Raw genomic sequence first — 13,777 nt, forward strand, 5'->3', positions numbered from 1 at the left:
CACTACGCGCTCCCCGGGCCCTCCTCCGCGGCACAGAGACAGGTCTCTCCGATTTGACCAAGAGGCCAGGTCGGAGATGTCCGGTCGTCGATGCTGAGGCGAGGGCAGACCCCTGGTGACGGGCAGGGGACAGCTAACAGGCAGCGCAAAGGGTCAGTGTAGCCACTTGGCGCACTGATGTCCAGCCCTGCTTTTCTGCCCGGTCTTCAAAAACTCTCGCTGCCCTCAACGTCCTCTGCATGGTGCCCTCAACGCACGTTGATACTGCCCTCTTCGTCGCCGATCCATGCCTCGGATTCGGACCGTTCTGGCGACGCGTCCTGAGAATTGCGCGCTGCGTGCGGTTCGTCAAGGCCCCCTCTGCCCGAACCTGAGGTTCCGGGAGACACGACGAAGATCACCATACCCCTCGCCCACGAGGCCGCAAGGTAACCGTGACCGCGCCTCCAGGAACGCAGAAGAGCGACCACCCGGATGGATGATCGCTCTTCGGTGCTTGCGCGTTACAGGCCGATCGGGGCCTGTGGGGTGTTACTTGACCTCGACGGAGGCGCCGGCGCCCTTGAGGGACTCGGCGGCCTTCTCGGCGGCGTCCTTGGCGACCTTCTCGAGGACGGGCTTCGGGGCGCCGTCCACGAGGTCCTTGGCCTCCTTCAGACCCAGGGAGGTCAGCTCACGCACGACCTTGATGACCTGGATCTTCTTCTCGCCCGCACCGGTGAGGATGACGTCGAACTCGTCCTTCTCCTCCTCGACCGGGGCAGCCGGGCCACCCTGGGCCGGGCCCGCGACGGCGACGGCCGCGGCGGCGGTGACGTCGAACTTCTCCTCGAAGGCCTTCACGAACTCGGAGAGCTCGATGAGGGTCATCTCCTCGAACTGCGCGAGCAGGTCTTCCTGGCTGAGCTTCGCCATGAGGGGCGATCCTTCCACTAATGTCGGCAGGTGCCGGTTGTATCGATACGGCGGGCGTACTTACGGCCCGCTACGACCCGCGCCTCAGGCGGCGTGGATCAATGCGCGAGCCGAGTTACTCGGCACCGCCCTGCTCGTCCTGCTTGGCGCGAAGCGCGTCCACAGTGCGGACGAGCTTCGACGGGAGCGCCTGGAAGACCTGAGCAGCCTGAGTCTGCTTGCCCTTGAAGGCGCCCGCCAGCTTGGCGAGCAGAACCTCGCGGGACTCGAGGTCCGCGAGCTTCTTGATCTCATCGGCGGACAGCGCCTTGCCGTCAAGGACACCGCCCTTGATGACGAGGTTCGGGTTGTCCTTGGCGAAGTCACGAAGACCCTTCGCCGACGTCACCGGGTCACCGGTGATGAAGGCAACCGCTGTCGGACCGTTGAACAGGTCGTCGAGCGTCGAGATCCCGGCCTCGTTGGCCGCGATCTTGGTCAGCGTGTTCTTCACCACGGCGTACTGGGCGTCTTCACCGAGCGAACGACGCAGCGTCTTGAGCTGCGCCACGGTGAGACCCCGGTACTCGGTCAGCACGGCGGCGTTCGAGCTGCGGAACTGCTCCGTCAGCTCGGCTACCGCGGCAGCCTTGTCGGGCCTTGCCATAGAGCGTCGGCCTCCTTCCGGGTGATGAGGACCGCTCGGAAGGGGCTGCACAAAACGAAACGCCCCGGCGCAGGCGCACGGGGCGTAGCTCTACCGGAATCACTGACGCGATCCTGGGAGCACTTCCACGGTCACCTGCGCGGGTCGTCCGCAGTTTTCAGCGGATCCTTCGGCCACCGCCCCCTCTTGCGAGGACACGGTAACGACCAGCGGTCTTTGGCTTCTGTAGGAGCGTACGGGACCGGATCCCTGTCAAGCAAATCCGGCCCTACGGCGTTCAGCTGTTCTGGAGTTCCTTCATCATCTCGGCCAGGTCCGCGGTCTCCTTGGCGGGCGGCGCCGTGACGGTCACCGGCTTGTTGTAGTCGAGGAAGGTGAAGGTCATGTCGAACTTGCCCTTGTCGGCGTCGCCCCGCATGCGGAACTGCTTGGCGTGGTCCTCACCGTCGACCCACATGTCCATCGTGAACTTGTCCAGGCCCAGCTTCTCGATCTGCTCGGTGCTCTTCTCACGCTGCTCACGGACCGACTTGTCGGCGTCCTTGTAGGAGGCCTTGATCTGGGCCAGCGTGACGTCGCCCGCGTAGTGGGTCGTCTTGACCCCGTCGACGGTCTCGGTGCCGACCTTCTTCACGTCCTTGGCGCTGTTGAGGAAGGCGGACATGCTGGCCGGGTTCTGGTCGGCCTGGCCGGCGCCGGGAGCGGTCGCGCCGAGGCCGCCCTCCTTGTCGAGCCCGGACAGGTCGAACTTCATCCACTTCTTGCCGTCCATCTCCTTGGCCAGATCGGCGTTGCCGCCGATGTACATGGCCTTGTCGACGAGCCGGATCTCGGCGGAGCCCTCCTTGGGCGAGGTCATCTTCATGCTCATCGCGATGTCAGGCTTGGTCCGCATGGAGGCCTCGGCCACCACCTGCCCCTGCTCGGGGATCTCGCCCTTCATGCGGTAGTGGAAGGAGGTGATCTCCTCCGTGTTCTTCGCCGCCTTGGCGACCGCCGCCGCGGGAGTCATCTCGGGCGACTCCTCGCCCCCCTTGGAACAGCTCACCGCACCCGCGGCGAGAGCCACGGCGGCGAGCCCGGCGCCGATGGTCCGACCGCGCACGGAACGTCGTACAGAAACAGACATTGATTCCCCCCAAGGAACACATGGTCGATTCACAGCAAGACCGCGAGTTTATCCGAGAGGGACGCGAGGGGTCCGTCAATTCCCCGCTGCTCAGGTGGGGTTGATGCTCGACTGTGACAGGAGGGTCTTGAAGTCCTCGGTGTCTGCGGCCGGCGGCTTCCGTACGGCGACCTGGACGCCGTAGTCGCTGTAGTGGGCGGTCTGGGTCACCCTGCCGTTCGCAGTGCTGGTCTTCTCGATCTTCTTGACCAGCAGGTTCTTCTCGTTGACCCAGATGTCGACGGTCTCGGCGGTGACTTCGGCGTCCTGGAGGCGGCGGCGGAGCTCGGTGTCGGTGACGTTCTGGACGTCCACCGTGCCGGTGTAGTGCGTGGCGCTCTGGCCGTCCACGGTCTCCCGGCCGAGCTCGCGCACGTCGTCGGAGTCCAGCAGCAGCCGCACCGACTGGTTGGGGGTGGTGGAGCGCATCTGGTCGGCGAGGTCGGCACCGCCGCCGAGGGTCTTCAGGTCTTCGTAGGCGTACCTGAGCCAGTGCTTGCCGCCCATCTTGGCGGCGAAGGTGTCGCCCATGCGCGCGTAGTAGGCGTCGGAGAGGTAGCGGGCCTCCATGGAGGTGACGCCCAGGTCGCGCATCGTCTCGGCCGCGGTGCCGCCGGTGTAGTCGATGGTGAGGGCGCCGGAGAGGCCGTCGCGCCAGGCGAGGACGCCGTCGGCGGTGAGGGACAGCTGGGTGCCCATCACGGTGGTGGATCTCACCCGGGCGGTCCGGGCCCGCTCGGTGGAGTGCTCGGCGGTGCGCAGGGCCGGGAGGGAGGCGGGGGCCGAGGCCGTGTGCTCCTCCTTCGCCGGCCGGTCGGAGGAACCGGAGGACGTACAGGCGGCGAGTCCCGCCAGTGCGGCGGCCGTGGTGAGCCGGACCGTCGTCCTCTTCATGCGTCCCCCTGGTGCAGGTGCCCTGCTCGCACGCTAACTCAGAGCACGCTCCCCGCACATGGGAACGGGCCCCGCACCTCGGAAGGTGCGGGGCCCGTGAAACCTGCCGGTGGCTCAGACCGCGGCCGGGTCCTCCTCGACGAGGAGGTTGCGGGTGCGGTTGGAGTCGAGCGGAATGCCGGGGCCCATCGTGGTGCTGATGGCGGCCTTCTTGATGTACCGGCCCTTGGCGGCGGACGGCTTCAGACGGAGGATCTCCTCCAGCGCCGCGCCGTAGTTCTCCACCAGCTTGGTGTCGTCGAACGACGTCTTGCCGATGATGAAGTGCAGGTTCGAGTGCTTGTCGACGCGGAACTCGATCTTGCCGCCCTTGATGTCGTTGACAGCCTTGGTGACATCGGGGGTGACGGTGCCGGTCTTGGGGTTCGGCATGAGACCACGGGGACCGAGCACGCGGCCGAGGCGGCCGACCTTGCCCATGAGGTCCGGGGTGGCGACGACGGCGTCGAAGTCCAGACGGCCCTTCGACACCTCGTCGATGAGCTCGTCGGCGCCGACGATGTCGGCGCCCGCGGCACGAGCGGCCTCGGCACGGTCACCGGTCGCGAAGACCAGGACCCGGGCGGTCTTACCGGTGCCGTGCGGGAGGTTCACGGTGCCACGGACCATCTGGTCCGCCTTGCGCGGGTCGACACCCAGACGGAAGGCGACCTCGACGGTGCCGTCGAACTTGGAGGTGGAGGTCTCCTTGGCGAGACGGACGGCCTCGAGCGGGGCGTAGAGCTTCTCCCGGTCGATCTTGGCGTCCGCAGCGCGGAGGGACTTGCTGCGCTTGCTCACTACTGCTCCTGAGTGTTGAGGAGTCGTGGTACGGGCCGAGCAGGCCCTTCCACGGTGCTACGAAGGTGCTGGGGGCTGGGGATCAGCCCTCGACCGTGATGCCCATGGAGCGGGCGGTGCCAGCGATGATCTTGGACGCGGCGTCCAGGTCGTTGGCGTTCAGGTCGGGGAGCTTGGTCGTGGCGATCTCACGGACCTGCGCCTGGGTGATCTTGGCGACCTTGGTCTTGTGCGGCTCGCCGGAGCCCTTCTCGACACCCGCGGCCTTGAGGATCATCTTCGCGGCCGGCGGAGTCTTGGTCACGAAGGTGAAGGAGCGGTCCTCGTAGACCGTGATCTCCACCGGGATGACCCAGCCACGCTGCGACTCGGTCGCGGCGTTGTAGGCCTTGCAGAACTCCATGATGTTGACGCCGTGCTGACCGAGCGCGGGGCCGACCGGCGGGGCGGGGTTCGCCGCACCGGCGTTGATCTGGAGCTTGATGAGCCCCGTGACCTTCTTCTTCTTGGGAGGCATAGCTCTCCGGGTCCTTTCGATTCGGGTCCTGCCTGCCTACGGGGACCACCCGAACGCAGGCATACCGCACAACGATAGCGGGTATAGATGCGCGGCCAAAAACCGAGCAGGTCAGACGAGCTGTGACAGCCCACCTGACCTGGTCGGAAGCTCTGTCCGGAAGAAACTAGTTCTTCTGGATCTGGTCGAAGCTCAGCTCGACCGGGGTCTCACGGCCGAAGATCTCGACGAGGCCCTTGACCTTCTTGGAGTCGGCGTTGATCTCGTTGATCGTGGCCTGCAGCGTGGCGAACGGGCCGTCGGTGACGGTGACCGAGTCGCCCACCTCGAAGTCCAGCACCTGGACCTCGACCTTGCGGGCCGGAGCCGGCTTGCCCTCGGCCTCGGCGGCCTCACGGGCGGCCTTCTCCTCGGCCTCCGGGGCGAGCATCTTGACGATCTCGTCCAGGGTCAGCGGGTACGGGTCGTAGGCGTTGCCCACGAAGCCGGTGACGCCGGGGGTGTTGCGGACGACGCCCCAGGACTCGTTCGTCAGGTCCATGCGCACCAGCACATAGCCGGGGAGCTTGTTCTGACGGATGGTCTTGCGCTCGCCGTTCTTGATCTGCGCGACCTCTTCCTGCGGCACCTCGGCCTGGAAGATGAAGTCCTCGACGTTCAGCGAGACGGCGCGCTGCTCGAGGTTGGTCTTCACGCGGTTCTCGTAACCGGCGTAGGTGTGGATGACGTACCACTCGCCGGGCAGGGTCCGCAGTTCCTCGCGGAGGGCGGCGACGGGGTCGACCGGCTCGGCCGGCTCCTCCTCGGCGTCCGCCTCTTCCCCGTCCTCGACGGCCTCGATGTCGCCGCCGGACTCGATGTCACCGCCGGACTCGTCCTCGGCGTCGTCGTCCTCGGCGTGGAGGGCGGCTTCCTCGGCGGGCTCGCCGGCCTCGGCGTCGGCAGCCTCGACCTCGTCCAGGTCCTCGTCCGCGCCCTCGACGATGTCGAGCTCGTCGTCGACAGACTCGTCGGGCTCGATGGCGTCGTTCAGGTTCTGGTCAGACACGGTGGCTGCTTCTTCCTGGATACAAGGGGTGGAACATGCGAAAAGGGGCGCCGGTAACCTCGGCGCCCTTCGCTCTGTGCTCAGCCGAATACGTACTTGGCGGCGTGGTTGAGTCCATAGTCAATCACGGTCACCAGGCCGATCATGACGAGAACAAAGACGATCACCACGGTCGTGTACGTCGTCAGCTGGTTCCGCGACGGCCAGACGACCTTGCGGAGTTCTGCGACGATCTGCCGGTAGAAGGTCGCAAGACGCTTCAGCGGGCCCTTCTTGGCACGCTTGCCGCCCTTGCGGGCCTTCTTCTTGGTGTCCGGCACTTCATCCTGGGCGCCAGGCGTGTCGATGGAGCCCACGGCATCCGCCATTCGTCCTCACCTGTTCCCGGGTCGTGGCCGTGCCGCGCCCGGTTGGAGCCGCACGGCGGTGCATTGCTGTACGTACATGCGCACACATCCTGGCGAAGGTGTGTGTAGCAGGGCCGGAGGGACTTGAACCCCCAACCGCCGGTTTTGGAGACCGGTGCTCTACCAATTGAGCTACGACCCTTTGTGTGTCCCCCAACGTACCGCATCCGACCGGGTGCTCGGTGTGCACCTGGATGGGCGGCGCCTGAAGGCCAACGAGGTGAGAGTGTACGTGGTCCACGGCCCCCCGTCGAACAGAAAGCGCCCGTACGGGGCTTGGGGGAGGAAGATCGCCCAGCGTGCGATGCGAATCCGGACGGTTGTTCAGCCGGTGTTCAGTCTGTGAAACCCGTGTGCCGGGGGAGTTTCCGGTCTGGAACGATGGGGCCCATGAGCGCTGCAATCCCTCCCACCGAGCGCCGGGTCTCCGCCCGAGTCGGCGCGATCTCCGAGTCCGCCACCCTCGCCGTGGACGCCAAGGCCAAGGCCCTCAAGGCCGCGGGGCGGCCGGTGATCGGCTTCGGCGCCGGTGAACCGGACTTCCCGACCCCGGACTACATCGTCCAGGCCGCGATCGAGGCCTGCTCGAACCCGAAGTACCACCGCTACACGCCCGCCGGCGGACTGCCCGAGCTGAAGGCCGCGATCGCCGCGAAGACGCTGCGCGACTCCGGCTACGAGGTCGAGGCGTCCCAGATCCTGGTGACCAACGGCGGAAAGCAGGCGATCTACGAAGCCTTCGCCGCGATCCTCGACCCGGGCGACGAGGTCATCGTCCCGGCGCCGTACTGGACGACCTACCCGGAGTCGATCCGGCTGGCCGGCGGTGTCCCGGTGGAGGTCGTCGCCGACGAGACGACCGGCTACCGGGTCTCCGTCGACCAGCTGGAGGCGGCCCGCACGGAGAAGACGAAGGTCGTCCTCTTCGTCTCTCCCTCCAACCCGACCGGCGCCGTCTACAGCCAGGCCGACGCCGAGGCGATCGGCCGCTGGGCCGTCGAGCACGGCCTGTGGGTGCTGACCGACGAGATCTACGAGCACCTCGTCTACGGCGACGCGACGTTCACCTCGCTGCCCGCGCTCCTGCCCGAGCTGCGCGACAAGTGCGTCGTCGTCAACGGGGTCGCGAAGACGTACGCCATGACCGGCTGGCGGGTGGGCTGGATCATCGGGCCGAAGGACGTCGTCAAGGCCGCGACCAACCTGCAGTCGCACGCCACGTCCAACGTGTCGAACGTCGCCCAGGTCGCGGCCCTCGCCGCGGTCTCCGGCAACCTCGACGCGGTGGCTGAGATGCGCACGGCCTTCGACCGCCGCCGCAAGACGATCGTCCGCATGCTCAACGAGATCGAGGGCGTGCTCTGCCCCGAGCCCGAGGGCGCCTTCTACGCCTATCCGTCGGTCAAGGCCCTGCTCGGCAAGGAGATCCGCGGCAAGCGCCCCCAGGACACTGTCGAGCTGGCCGCGCTGATCCTGGAGGAGGCCGAGGTCGCGGTCGTCCCGGGCGAGGCCTTCGGCACGCCGGGCTATCTGCGGCTGTCGTACGCGCTGGGTGACGAGGATCTCGTCGAGGGCGTCTCGCGGATCCAGAAGCTGCTGGCGGAGGCGCGGGACTGAGATCGCCGTAGCCATATGGGGCCCCCTCACATGAGGGGGTCCCATTTTTTTGTGCGAGCAAGACCACTAAAGGGGAAAGCGGTACCGGGACACTGGTGACGTACGGCAGGATCCTCGAATGGAGCGTGTACGTGATGTCTCTGAGCTGCCGAAAGCCCATCTGCACCTGCACTTCACCGGATCCATGCGGCCGGGGACGGTTCTGGAGCTGGCCGACAAGTACGGCGTGCGCCTGCCGGATGCGCTGACCGAAGCGCTGACCAGCGGGGAACCGCCGAAACTGCGGGCCACGGACGAGCGGGGCTGGTTCCGTTTCCAGCGCCTGTACGACGCGGCCCGCTCGTGCCTCAGAGAGCCCGAGGACATCCGGCGGCTGGTGCGGGAGGCCGCGGAGGAGGACGTCCGCGACGGCTCGGGGTGGCTTGAGATCCAGGTCGATCCGACGTCGTACGCCCCCATGCTCGGCGGACTGATCCCCGCGCTGGAGATCATCCTGGACGCGGTGGAGACCACCTCGCGGGAGACGGGGCTCGGGATGCGGGTGCTGGTCGCCGCGAACCGGATGAAGCATCCCCTGGACGCGCGCACCCTGGCCCGGCTGGCGGTGCGGTACGCGGACAAGGGCGTGGTCGGCTTCGGCCTCTCGAACGACGAACGCCGGGGCCTGGCGCGGGACTTCGACCGGGCCTTCAACATCGCGCGCGAGGGCGGGCTGCTGTCGGCGCCGCACGGTGGCGAGCTGGCCGGACCGTCGTCGGTACGGGACTGTCTCGACGACCTGGACGCGAACCGGATCGGGCACGGGGTGCGCGCGGCGGACGACCCGCGGCTGCTGAAGCGGCTGGCGGACCGGCAGGTGACGTGCGAGGTGTGCCCGGCGTCCAATGTGGCGCTCGGCGTCTACGAGAAGCACGAGGATGTGCCGCTGCGGAAACTGTTCGAGGCCGGGGTACCGATGGCGCTGGGCGCCGACGACCCGCTGCTGTTCGGATCCCGGCTGGCCGCGCAGTACGAGATCGCCCGGCGGTATCACGGCTTCTCGGACGCGGAACTGGCAGAGCTGGCCCGGCAGTCGGTACGGGCCTCGGCGGCCCCGGAGGACGTGAAGACCAAGCTGCTGTCGGGGGTGGACGACTGGCTCAGCGGCCCGGTGGCTTGAAGTGGGCGTAGGGCGGATAGGGCTTGAAGCAGATCAGGACCTCGCGGGGGTGCCCGCCGCCGGGCTCGTCCTTTAGCCAGATCCCCGTGACCATGGCCGAGTGTCCTTTGACGACGCCTTTCTGGCGTGGTCCCCAGCCCGCGGCGTACGCGAAGTTCACGGCCGCCCCGGCGAAGGCGTCCCGGCTGCCGAACAGGAAGAACGTGCGCGCGTGCGTGGCGTGCCGCAGTTCGTCCCGGAAGTCCGCGCGCGTGTGTCGTTGCCTCCACGCGTCGGCGTCCTTGTGCGTACGTGCCTCGTCGGTGCGTACGGACAGGGGGGTGCCGGCCTTGAGTGTGCGCCGCAGCTCGGGCCACTTGCTGGGGCGCAGGCCGTACGAGTGGTGTGCGAGCACGAGGTCGACGCGCTGCCCCTGGCCCTCGTCCGGCGGGATGCCGTCCCGCAGGGGTACGTGGACGATCGTGTGCCGTGAAGAGGCGGCGAAGGAGAACAGACCGGCGAGCCGGTTCAGGCCGTCATGATCGCCGAGGAGCATGCCGATCGGTTCCGGCGCGGTCAGCGAGGTGTGGCGCAGGGTGTGGCGGGGCTGGACCACACGGTGTTCGTGAGGGCCGGTGCGGGGTCTGAACTCGGTGAGACTCAGCCGCATGCGGGGGTCCTGGACGTCATGGGGCCCAGCGTGGCCGCCCGGGTCGGGCGTCGGCAAACGGTATTCCGCGCCGGAGGGGGCGCGTCACGGAGGTGTACGGGGGTGCTCGGGTGCGGGGGTGCTCGAGTGCGGGGCCTAGAGGGTGACGCCGACTGTCACGGGTTCGTTGACCAGGGTGATGCCGAAGGTGTCCCTTACGCCTGCCACGACCTCTCGGGCCAGGGCGAGGAGGTCCTCCGTGGTGGCGTTGCCGCGGTTGGTGAGGGCCAGGGTGTGCTTGGTGGAGATGCGGGCCGGGCCGGTGCCGTAGCCCTTGGTGAAGCCGGCCTTGTCGATGAGCCAGGCCGCGGAGGTCTTGGTGCGGCCGTCGCCCGCGGGGTAGGCGGGGGGTTCGGCGTCCTCGCCCAGGTGCTGCTTCACGCGCGCGTGGAACTCCGCGAACTGGGTGGCCGTGAGGATGGGGTTGGTGAAGAAGGAGCCTGCCGACCAGGTGTCGTGGTCGTCGGGGTCCAGGACCATGCCCTTTCCGGCGCGCAGCTTCAGGACGGTTGCGCGGGCGTCGGTGAGGGGGACGCGGTCGCCGGGCTCGACGCCCAGGGTGCGGGCGGTTTCGGCGTACTTGATCGGCGCGGAGAGGCCGCCGGCGTCCTCCAGGTCGAAGTGGACGCGCAGGACGACGTAGCGGGCGGGGTCTTCCTTGAAGCGGCTGTGGCGGTAGGAGAAGGCGCAGTCGTCGTTGGTGAGGGTGACGGTTTCGCCGCTGTGGCGGTCGTAGGCGATGACCTCGGTGATGGTGGAGGACACCTCCTGGCCGTAGGCGCCGACGTTCTGGATGGGGGTCGCGCCCGCGGAGCCGGGGATGCCGGCGAGGCACTCGACACCGGCGAGTCCGGCGTCCACGGTGCGTTCGACCGCGTCGGTCCAGACCTCGCCGGCGGCGAGCTCCAGGTGGGTGCCGGTGAGCTCGAAACCCTTCGTCGCGATGACGAGCGCGGTGCCCTCGAATCCCTTGTCCCCGATGACGAGGTTGGACCCGCCGCCGATCACGAGGAGCGGCGTGCCGGTGGCGTCGGCCTCGCGGACGACGTCGATCACCTCGGCGTCGGTCGTCGCGGTGACGAGCCGGGTGGCGGGGCCGCCGAGGCGGAAGGTGGTCAGGGGGGCGAGGGGGGCGTCGTGTCGTTCCTGCACGCGGTACAGGGTACGGGGGCCTCCGGCGGTTGAGCGGGTTCGGGTGCGGGCCGGTGGGGGCGGGCGTCTTTGCGCAGTTCCCCGCGCCCCTGAATGCCTGCGGCGGCCCGTTGCGGTCCGGTGGGGGCTCGTGTAGCGCGTGCGGTGTGTTGTGGGTCGGTGCCGGGGTGGGGGGTGTCCGTCCTCGGTCCGGCGGCTCGGTCCTTTTGAGCAGGGCTCGGTAACGGACGCCGGCCGCTGCGGGCGGACACCCCCCACCCCGTCCCCTCGCCGCCGTACGCGGCCAACGGCCCGTCGTGGCGCGCGGTCCGTGAACGGTCCGTCGTGGCGCGCGAGGTAGCGAACGGCCCGTCGCGGCGCAGGTGACTGCAACCCCGTTAGGGGCGCGGGGAACTGCGCGACCAACCCCCACCGGCCCGCACCCGCCCCACAACCTGACCCGGCACCCCAATAGGCGCCCGGTTCAAGCCCAGCGCAGCGGCACCGCGGGGAACTGCGCGACCAACCCCCACCGGCCCGCACCCACCCCACAACCTGACCCGGCACCCCACGCCAAACAGCCCCGCCCTCCCGGACGGGACCGTCGACTCACAGGTTCAGCCGGCCACCAGATCCCGCTCGCGTTTCTCCACGGGAGCCTCCTGCTCCACCCCCCGCTTCCGCGAGGGAATCAGCAGAGCCGCAACCCCGGCGAGCGCCACCACGGCCGCTCCGGTCACCAGTGCCGGTCGCAGGCCGTCGACGAAGGACTGGCCGCTCTCGTATCCGCCCTGCGAGGAGAAGATCGACGCCATGACGGCGATACCCAGCGCCCCGCCCACCTCACGCAGCGCGTTGTTGGCGCCGGACGCGATGCCCTGCTCCTTCGGCAGCACGCTCGACATGACCAGGTTGGACGCGGGGGCGAAGAAGAGAGCCATGCCTATGCCGCTGAGGATGAGACCGGGAAGCTGCGCACCGTAGGACGCGTCGACGGTGACCACGGACGACATGTACGCGAGGCCCGCCGCCTGGAAGAAGAGGCCCGTGGCCACGACGGGTCGGCCGCCGATGCGGTCGGAGAGGATCCCGGCGATCGGCGCGACGAGCATCGGCATGCCGGTCCAGGGCAGCATCCGCAGGCCCGCCTCGGTGGGCGAGTAGCCGAGGACGCCCTGCATGTACTGGCTGAGCAGGAAGATCGAGCCGAACATCCCGAGGAACATCAGCAGGCTCGCCGCATTGATGCCGGAGAAGGCCCGGGAGCGGAACAGCCGCATGGGGAGCATCGGGTTCTTGGCCCGCGTGCTGTAGAGGACGAACGCGGCGAGCAGCGCGGCTCCCGTGAACAGGGCCAGGAGGACCACGGAGTCGGTCCAGCCGTCGGACGGGCCGCGGACCAGGCCGTAGACGATGCCGAAGAGGCCACCGCTGGCGAGCAGGGTGCCGGGGATGTCGAGGCGCGCGCCGGTGCCGTGGGACTCGGCGAGGCGGAGGCGGGCGAGGGGAAGCAGGGCGACGCCGAGCGGGACGTTCAGCCAGAAGATCCACTGCCAGGAGATGTGTTCGGTGAGGCTGCCGCCGATCAGCGGTCCGGAGGCGACCGCGAGTCCGTTGACGGCGCCCCAGATGCCGTACGCCATTCCGCGCCTGGCCGCGGGGACGGCCGCCGTGAGGAGGGTGAGCGTGAGGGGCATCATGATCGCCGCTCCCACGCCCTGGACCGCGCGGGCCGCGATGAGGGAGTCGATGCCGGGGGCCAGGGCCGCGGCCGCCGACGCGCCGGTGAAGATCGTGAGGCCGACCAGGAAGAGTCGGCGCCGCCCGAAGCGGTCGCCGAGCGCCGCGCCGGTCATGAGCAGGACGGCGAAGGTGAGCGTGTAGGCGCTGACGGTCCATTCGAGGTCGTGCAGCGCTCCGCCGAGGTCGTCGCGGATGGAGGGCAGAGCGGTGGTGACGACGAGGTTGTCGAGGGCCGCCATGAATCCGGCGACACTGGTGATGACGAGGGCCCAGACGGCTCCCCCGCGACGTGCGGTGGGTGTGGTGGTGGCTTGTGCTTGCTGTGACATCGCTCCCCCAGCGGGTGGTCGGTGAGTAGTTATCGATTACTAAGTTTCTCGATCATGAAGAGACGCCTGTGACGTCCCGTGATTCTCAGTGCTCCAGCCGACCCGTGGACTGCGCCGACGGGTACATGCCCTCCCAGACCCGGTGCTCGGGCGGAAAGCCCATCGCCACCAGGCAGTTGATGAGCATGCCGTACGCCAGGAAGTTCGTCGTCTCCTTGACGTCGGCGCCGAGCGGCCCGTGGACGGCGTCCCACAGCCGCATCCAGCCGGCCCGCACCGCCTCGCCGAACTCGTGGTCGCCGTCCTGCTCGGCGGCCCCCACCGCGACGTACATCTGCATCTGCATCATCAGCCACTCGGGCCGCTCGGCGATGACCTTGGTGTACGCGTCCGCCATGGCGTGCTCGGCCTCTTCGCCCTCCAGGCCCTTCGAGGCCTCCTCGAAGGTGCGGAGGGTGTCCTCGACGCAGCGCTCCGCCGCAGCCAGGAAGATCGCCTTCTTTCCCGGGAAAAGCCGGAACAGGTACGGCTGCGAGACCCCCACCCGCTTGGCGATCTCCTCGGTGGACGTGCCGTGGTAGCCACCGCGGGCGAACTCGATCATCGCCGCGCGGATGACGCTCTCACGCCTGTCCTCTGCGCTCATCCTGACCATGCGAATAAGTTAGTACTCAA

Annotated in this window: 14 protein-coding genes and 1 tRNA gene; 2 read left to right on the forward strand and 13 right to left on the reverse strand. The window is 68.4% G+C overall.

The features are described 5' to 3' along the window. Positions 1–531: 531 nt before the first annotated feature. The 9 genes from rplL to ACZ39I_RS31445 form a co-directional block, all read right to left on the reverse strand. On the reverse strand, positions 532–915 hold the full coding sequence (gene rplL / locus ACZ39I_RS31405; protein ID WP_403655584.1) for a 50S ribosomal protein L7/L12: 384 nt from the start codon (positions 913–915) through the stop codon (positions 532–534). Positions 916–1,030: 115 nt separating this feature from the next. Further along, positions 1,031–1,561, reverse strand: coding sequence for a 50S ribosomal protein L10 (rplJ, locus tag ACZ39I_RS31410; protein WP_007384048.1), 531 nt, complete (start codon positions 1,559–1,561; stop codon positions 1,031–1,033). Positions 1,562–1,838: 277 nt separating this feature from the next. After that, the gene (locus ACZ39I_RS31415) at positions 1,839–2,690 is read right to left on the reverse strand and encodes an SCO4651 family lipoprotein (protein ID WP_467248274.1); all 852 of its coding nucleotides are present in this window, start codon (positions 2,688–2,690) and stop codon (positions 1,839–1,841) included. A 90-nt stretch (positions 2,691–2,780) separates the two neighbouring features. Next, a complete protein-coding gene (locus ACZ39I_RS31420) occupies positions 2,781–3,623 on the reverse strand; it encodes an SCO4651 family lipoprotein (protein ID WP_467248277.1) in 843 nt (280 codons plus the stop codon). Between the two features lie 114 nt (positions 3,624–3,737). Continuing rightward, positions 3,738–4,463, reverse strand: a complete 726-nt coding sequence (rplA, locus tag ACZ39I_RS31425) for a 50S ribosomal protein L1 (RefSeq protein ID WP_352389250.1) — start codon at positions 4,461–4,463, stop codon at positions 3,738–3,740. 82 nt (positions 4,464–4,545) lie between these two features. Next, a complete protein-coding gene (rplK, locus tag ACZ39I_RS31430) occupies positions 4,546–4,980 on the reverse strand; it encodes a 50S ribosomal protein L11 (RefSeq protein WP_019072313.1) in 435 nt (144 codons plus the stop codon). 166 nt (positions 4,981–5,146) lie between these two features. Next, positions 5,147–6,028: a transcription termination/antitermination protein NusG gene (gene nusG / locus ACZ39I_RS31435; protein WP_467248282.1), complete on the reverse strand. Its 882-nt coding sequence runs from the start codon at positions 6,026–6,028 to the stop codon at positions 5,147–5,149. Between the two features lie 80 nt (positions 6,029–6,108). Continuing rightward, complete coding sequence (secE, locus tag ACZ39I_RS31440) at positions 6,109–6,396, reverse strand: preprotein translocase subunit SecE (protein WP_467248284.1); 288 nt, start codon at positions 6,394–6,396, stop codon at positions 6,109–6,111. A 108-nt stretch (positions 6,397–6,504) separates the two neighbouring features. Beyond that, a tRNA-Trp gene (locus ACZ39I_RS31445) sits at positions 6,505–6,577 on the reverse strand. 248 nt (positions 6,578–6,825) lie between these two features. Between ACZ39I_RS31445 and ACZ39I_RS31450 the strand changes: the two genes are divergently transcribed. Together ACZ39I_RS31450 and ACZ39I_RS31455 are read left to right on the forward strand one after the other, a co-directional pair. Further along, entirely contained in the window at positions 6,826–8,052 is a 1,227-nt protein-coding gene (locus ACZ39I_RS31450) for a pyridoxal phosphate-dependent aminotransferase (RefSeq protein WP_467248287.1), read from the forward strand. Between the two features lie 118 nt (positions 8,053–8,170). Then, on the forward strand, positions 8,171–9,211 hold the full coding sequence (locus ACZ39I_RS31455; protein ID WP_352389254.1) for an adenosine deaminase: 1,041 nt from the start codon (positions 8,171–8,173) through the stop codon (positions 9,209–9,211). Here ACZ39I_RS31455 and ACZ39I_RS31460 read toward each other — a convergent pair. From ACZ39I_RS31460 to ACZ39I_RS31475, 4 genes are all read right to left on the reverse strand, one after another. Beyond that, the gene (locus tag ACZ39I_RS31460; protein WP_467248293.1) at positions 9,192–9,860 is read right to left on the reverse strand and encodes a hypothetical protein; all 669 of its coding nucleotides are present in this window, start codon (positions 9,858–9,860) and stop codon (positions 9,192–9,194) included. The genes ACZ39I_RS31455 and ACZ39I_RS31460 overlap by 20 nt on opposite strands. A 135-nt stretch (positions 9,861–9,995) precedes the next feature. Then, positions 9,996–11,051, reverse strand: coding sequence for a UDP-N-acetylmuramate dehydrogenase (locus ACZ39I_RS31465; RefSeq protein ID WP_467248296.1), 1,056 nt, complete (start codon positions 11,049–11,051; stop codon positions 9,996–9,998). A 596-nt stretch (positions 11,052–11,647) separates the two neighbouring features. Then, positions 11,648–13,102, reverse strand: coding sequence for an MFS transporter (locus ACZ39I_RS31470; protein WP_467248297.1), 1,455 nt, complete (start codon positions 13,100–13,102; stop codon positions 11,648–11,650). Positions 13,103–13,187: 85 nt separating this feature from the next. After that, positions 13,188–13,757: a TetR/AcrR family transcriptional regulator gene (locus ACZ39I_RS31475; RefSeq protein WP_467248298.1), complete on the reverse strand. Its 570-nt coding sequence runs from the start codon at positions 13,755–13,757 to the stop codon at positions 13,188–13,190. Positions 13,758–13,777 lie beyond the last annotated feature (20 nt).

Source organism: Streptomyces sp. NPDC024687 (assembly GCF_055559055.1).

Coding starts and splice junctions, on each gene's coding strand:
- rplL (WP_403655584.1), bottom strand. CDS start 915: ATGGCGAAGCTCAGCCAGGAAGACCTGCTCGCGCAGTTCGAGGAGATG.
- rplJ (WP_007384048.1), bottom strand. CDS start 1,561: ATGGCAAGGCCCGACAAGGCTGCCGCGGTAGCCGAGCTGACGGAGCAG.
- ACZ39I_RS31415 (WP_467248274.1), bottom strand. CDS start 2,690: ATGTCTGTTTCTGTACGACGTTCCGTGCGCGGTCGGACCATCGGCGCC.
- ACZ39I_RS31420 (WP_467248277.1), bottom strand. CDS start 3,623: ATGAAGAGGACGACGGTCCGGCTCACCACGGCCGCCGCACTGGCGGGA.
- rplK (WP_019072313.1), bottom strand. CDS start 4,980: ATGCCTCCCAAGAAGAAGAAGGTCACGGGGCTCATCAAGCTCCAGATC.
- secE (WP_467248284.1), bottom strand. CDS start 6,396: ATGGCGGATGCCGTGGGCTCCATCGACACGCCTGGCGCCCAGGATGAA.
- ACZ39I_RS31450 (WP_467248287.1), top strand. CDS start 6,826: ATGAGCGCTGCAATCCCTCCCACCGAGCGCCGGGTCTCCGCCCGAGTC.
- ACZ39I_RS31455 (WP_352389254.1), top strand. CDS start 8,171: ATGGAGCGTGTACGTGATGTCTCTGAGCTGCCGAAAGCCCATCTGCAC.
- ACZ39I_RS31460 (WP_467248293.1), bottom strand. CDS start 9,860: ATGCGGCTGAGTCTCACCGAGTTCAGACCCCGCACCGGCCCTCACGAA.
- ACZ39I_RS31470 (WP_467248297.1), bottom strand. CDS start 13,102: ATGTCACAGCAAGCACAAGCCACCACCACACCCACCGCACGTCGCGGG.
- ACZ39I_RS31475 (WP_467248298.1), bottom strand. CDS start 13,757: ATGGTCAGGATGAGCGCAGAGGACAGGCGTGAGAGCGTCATCCGCGCG.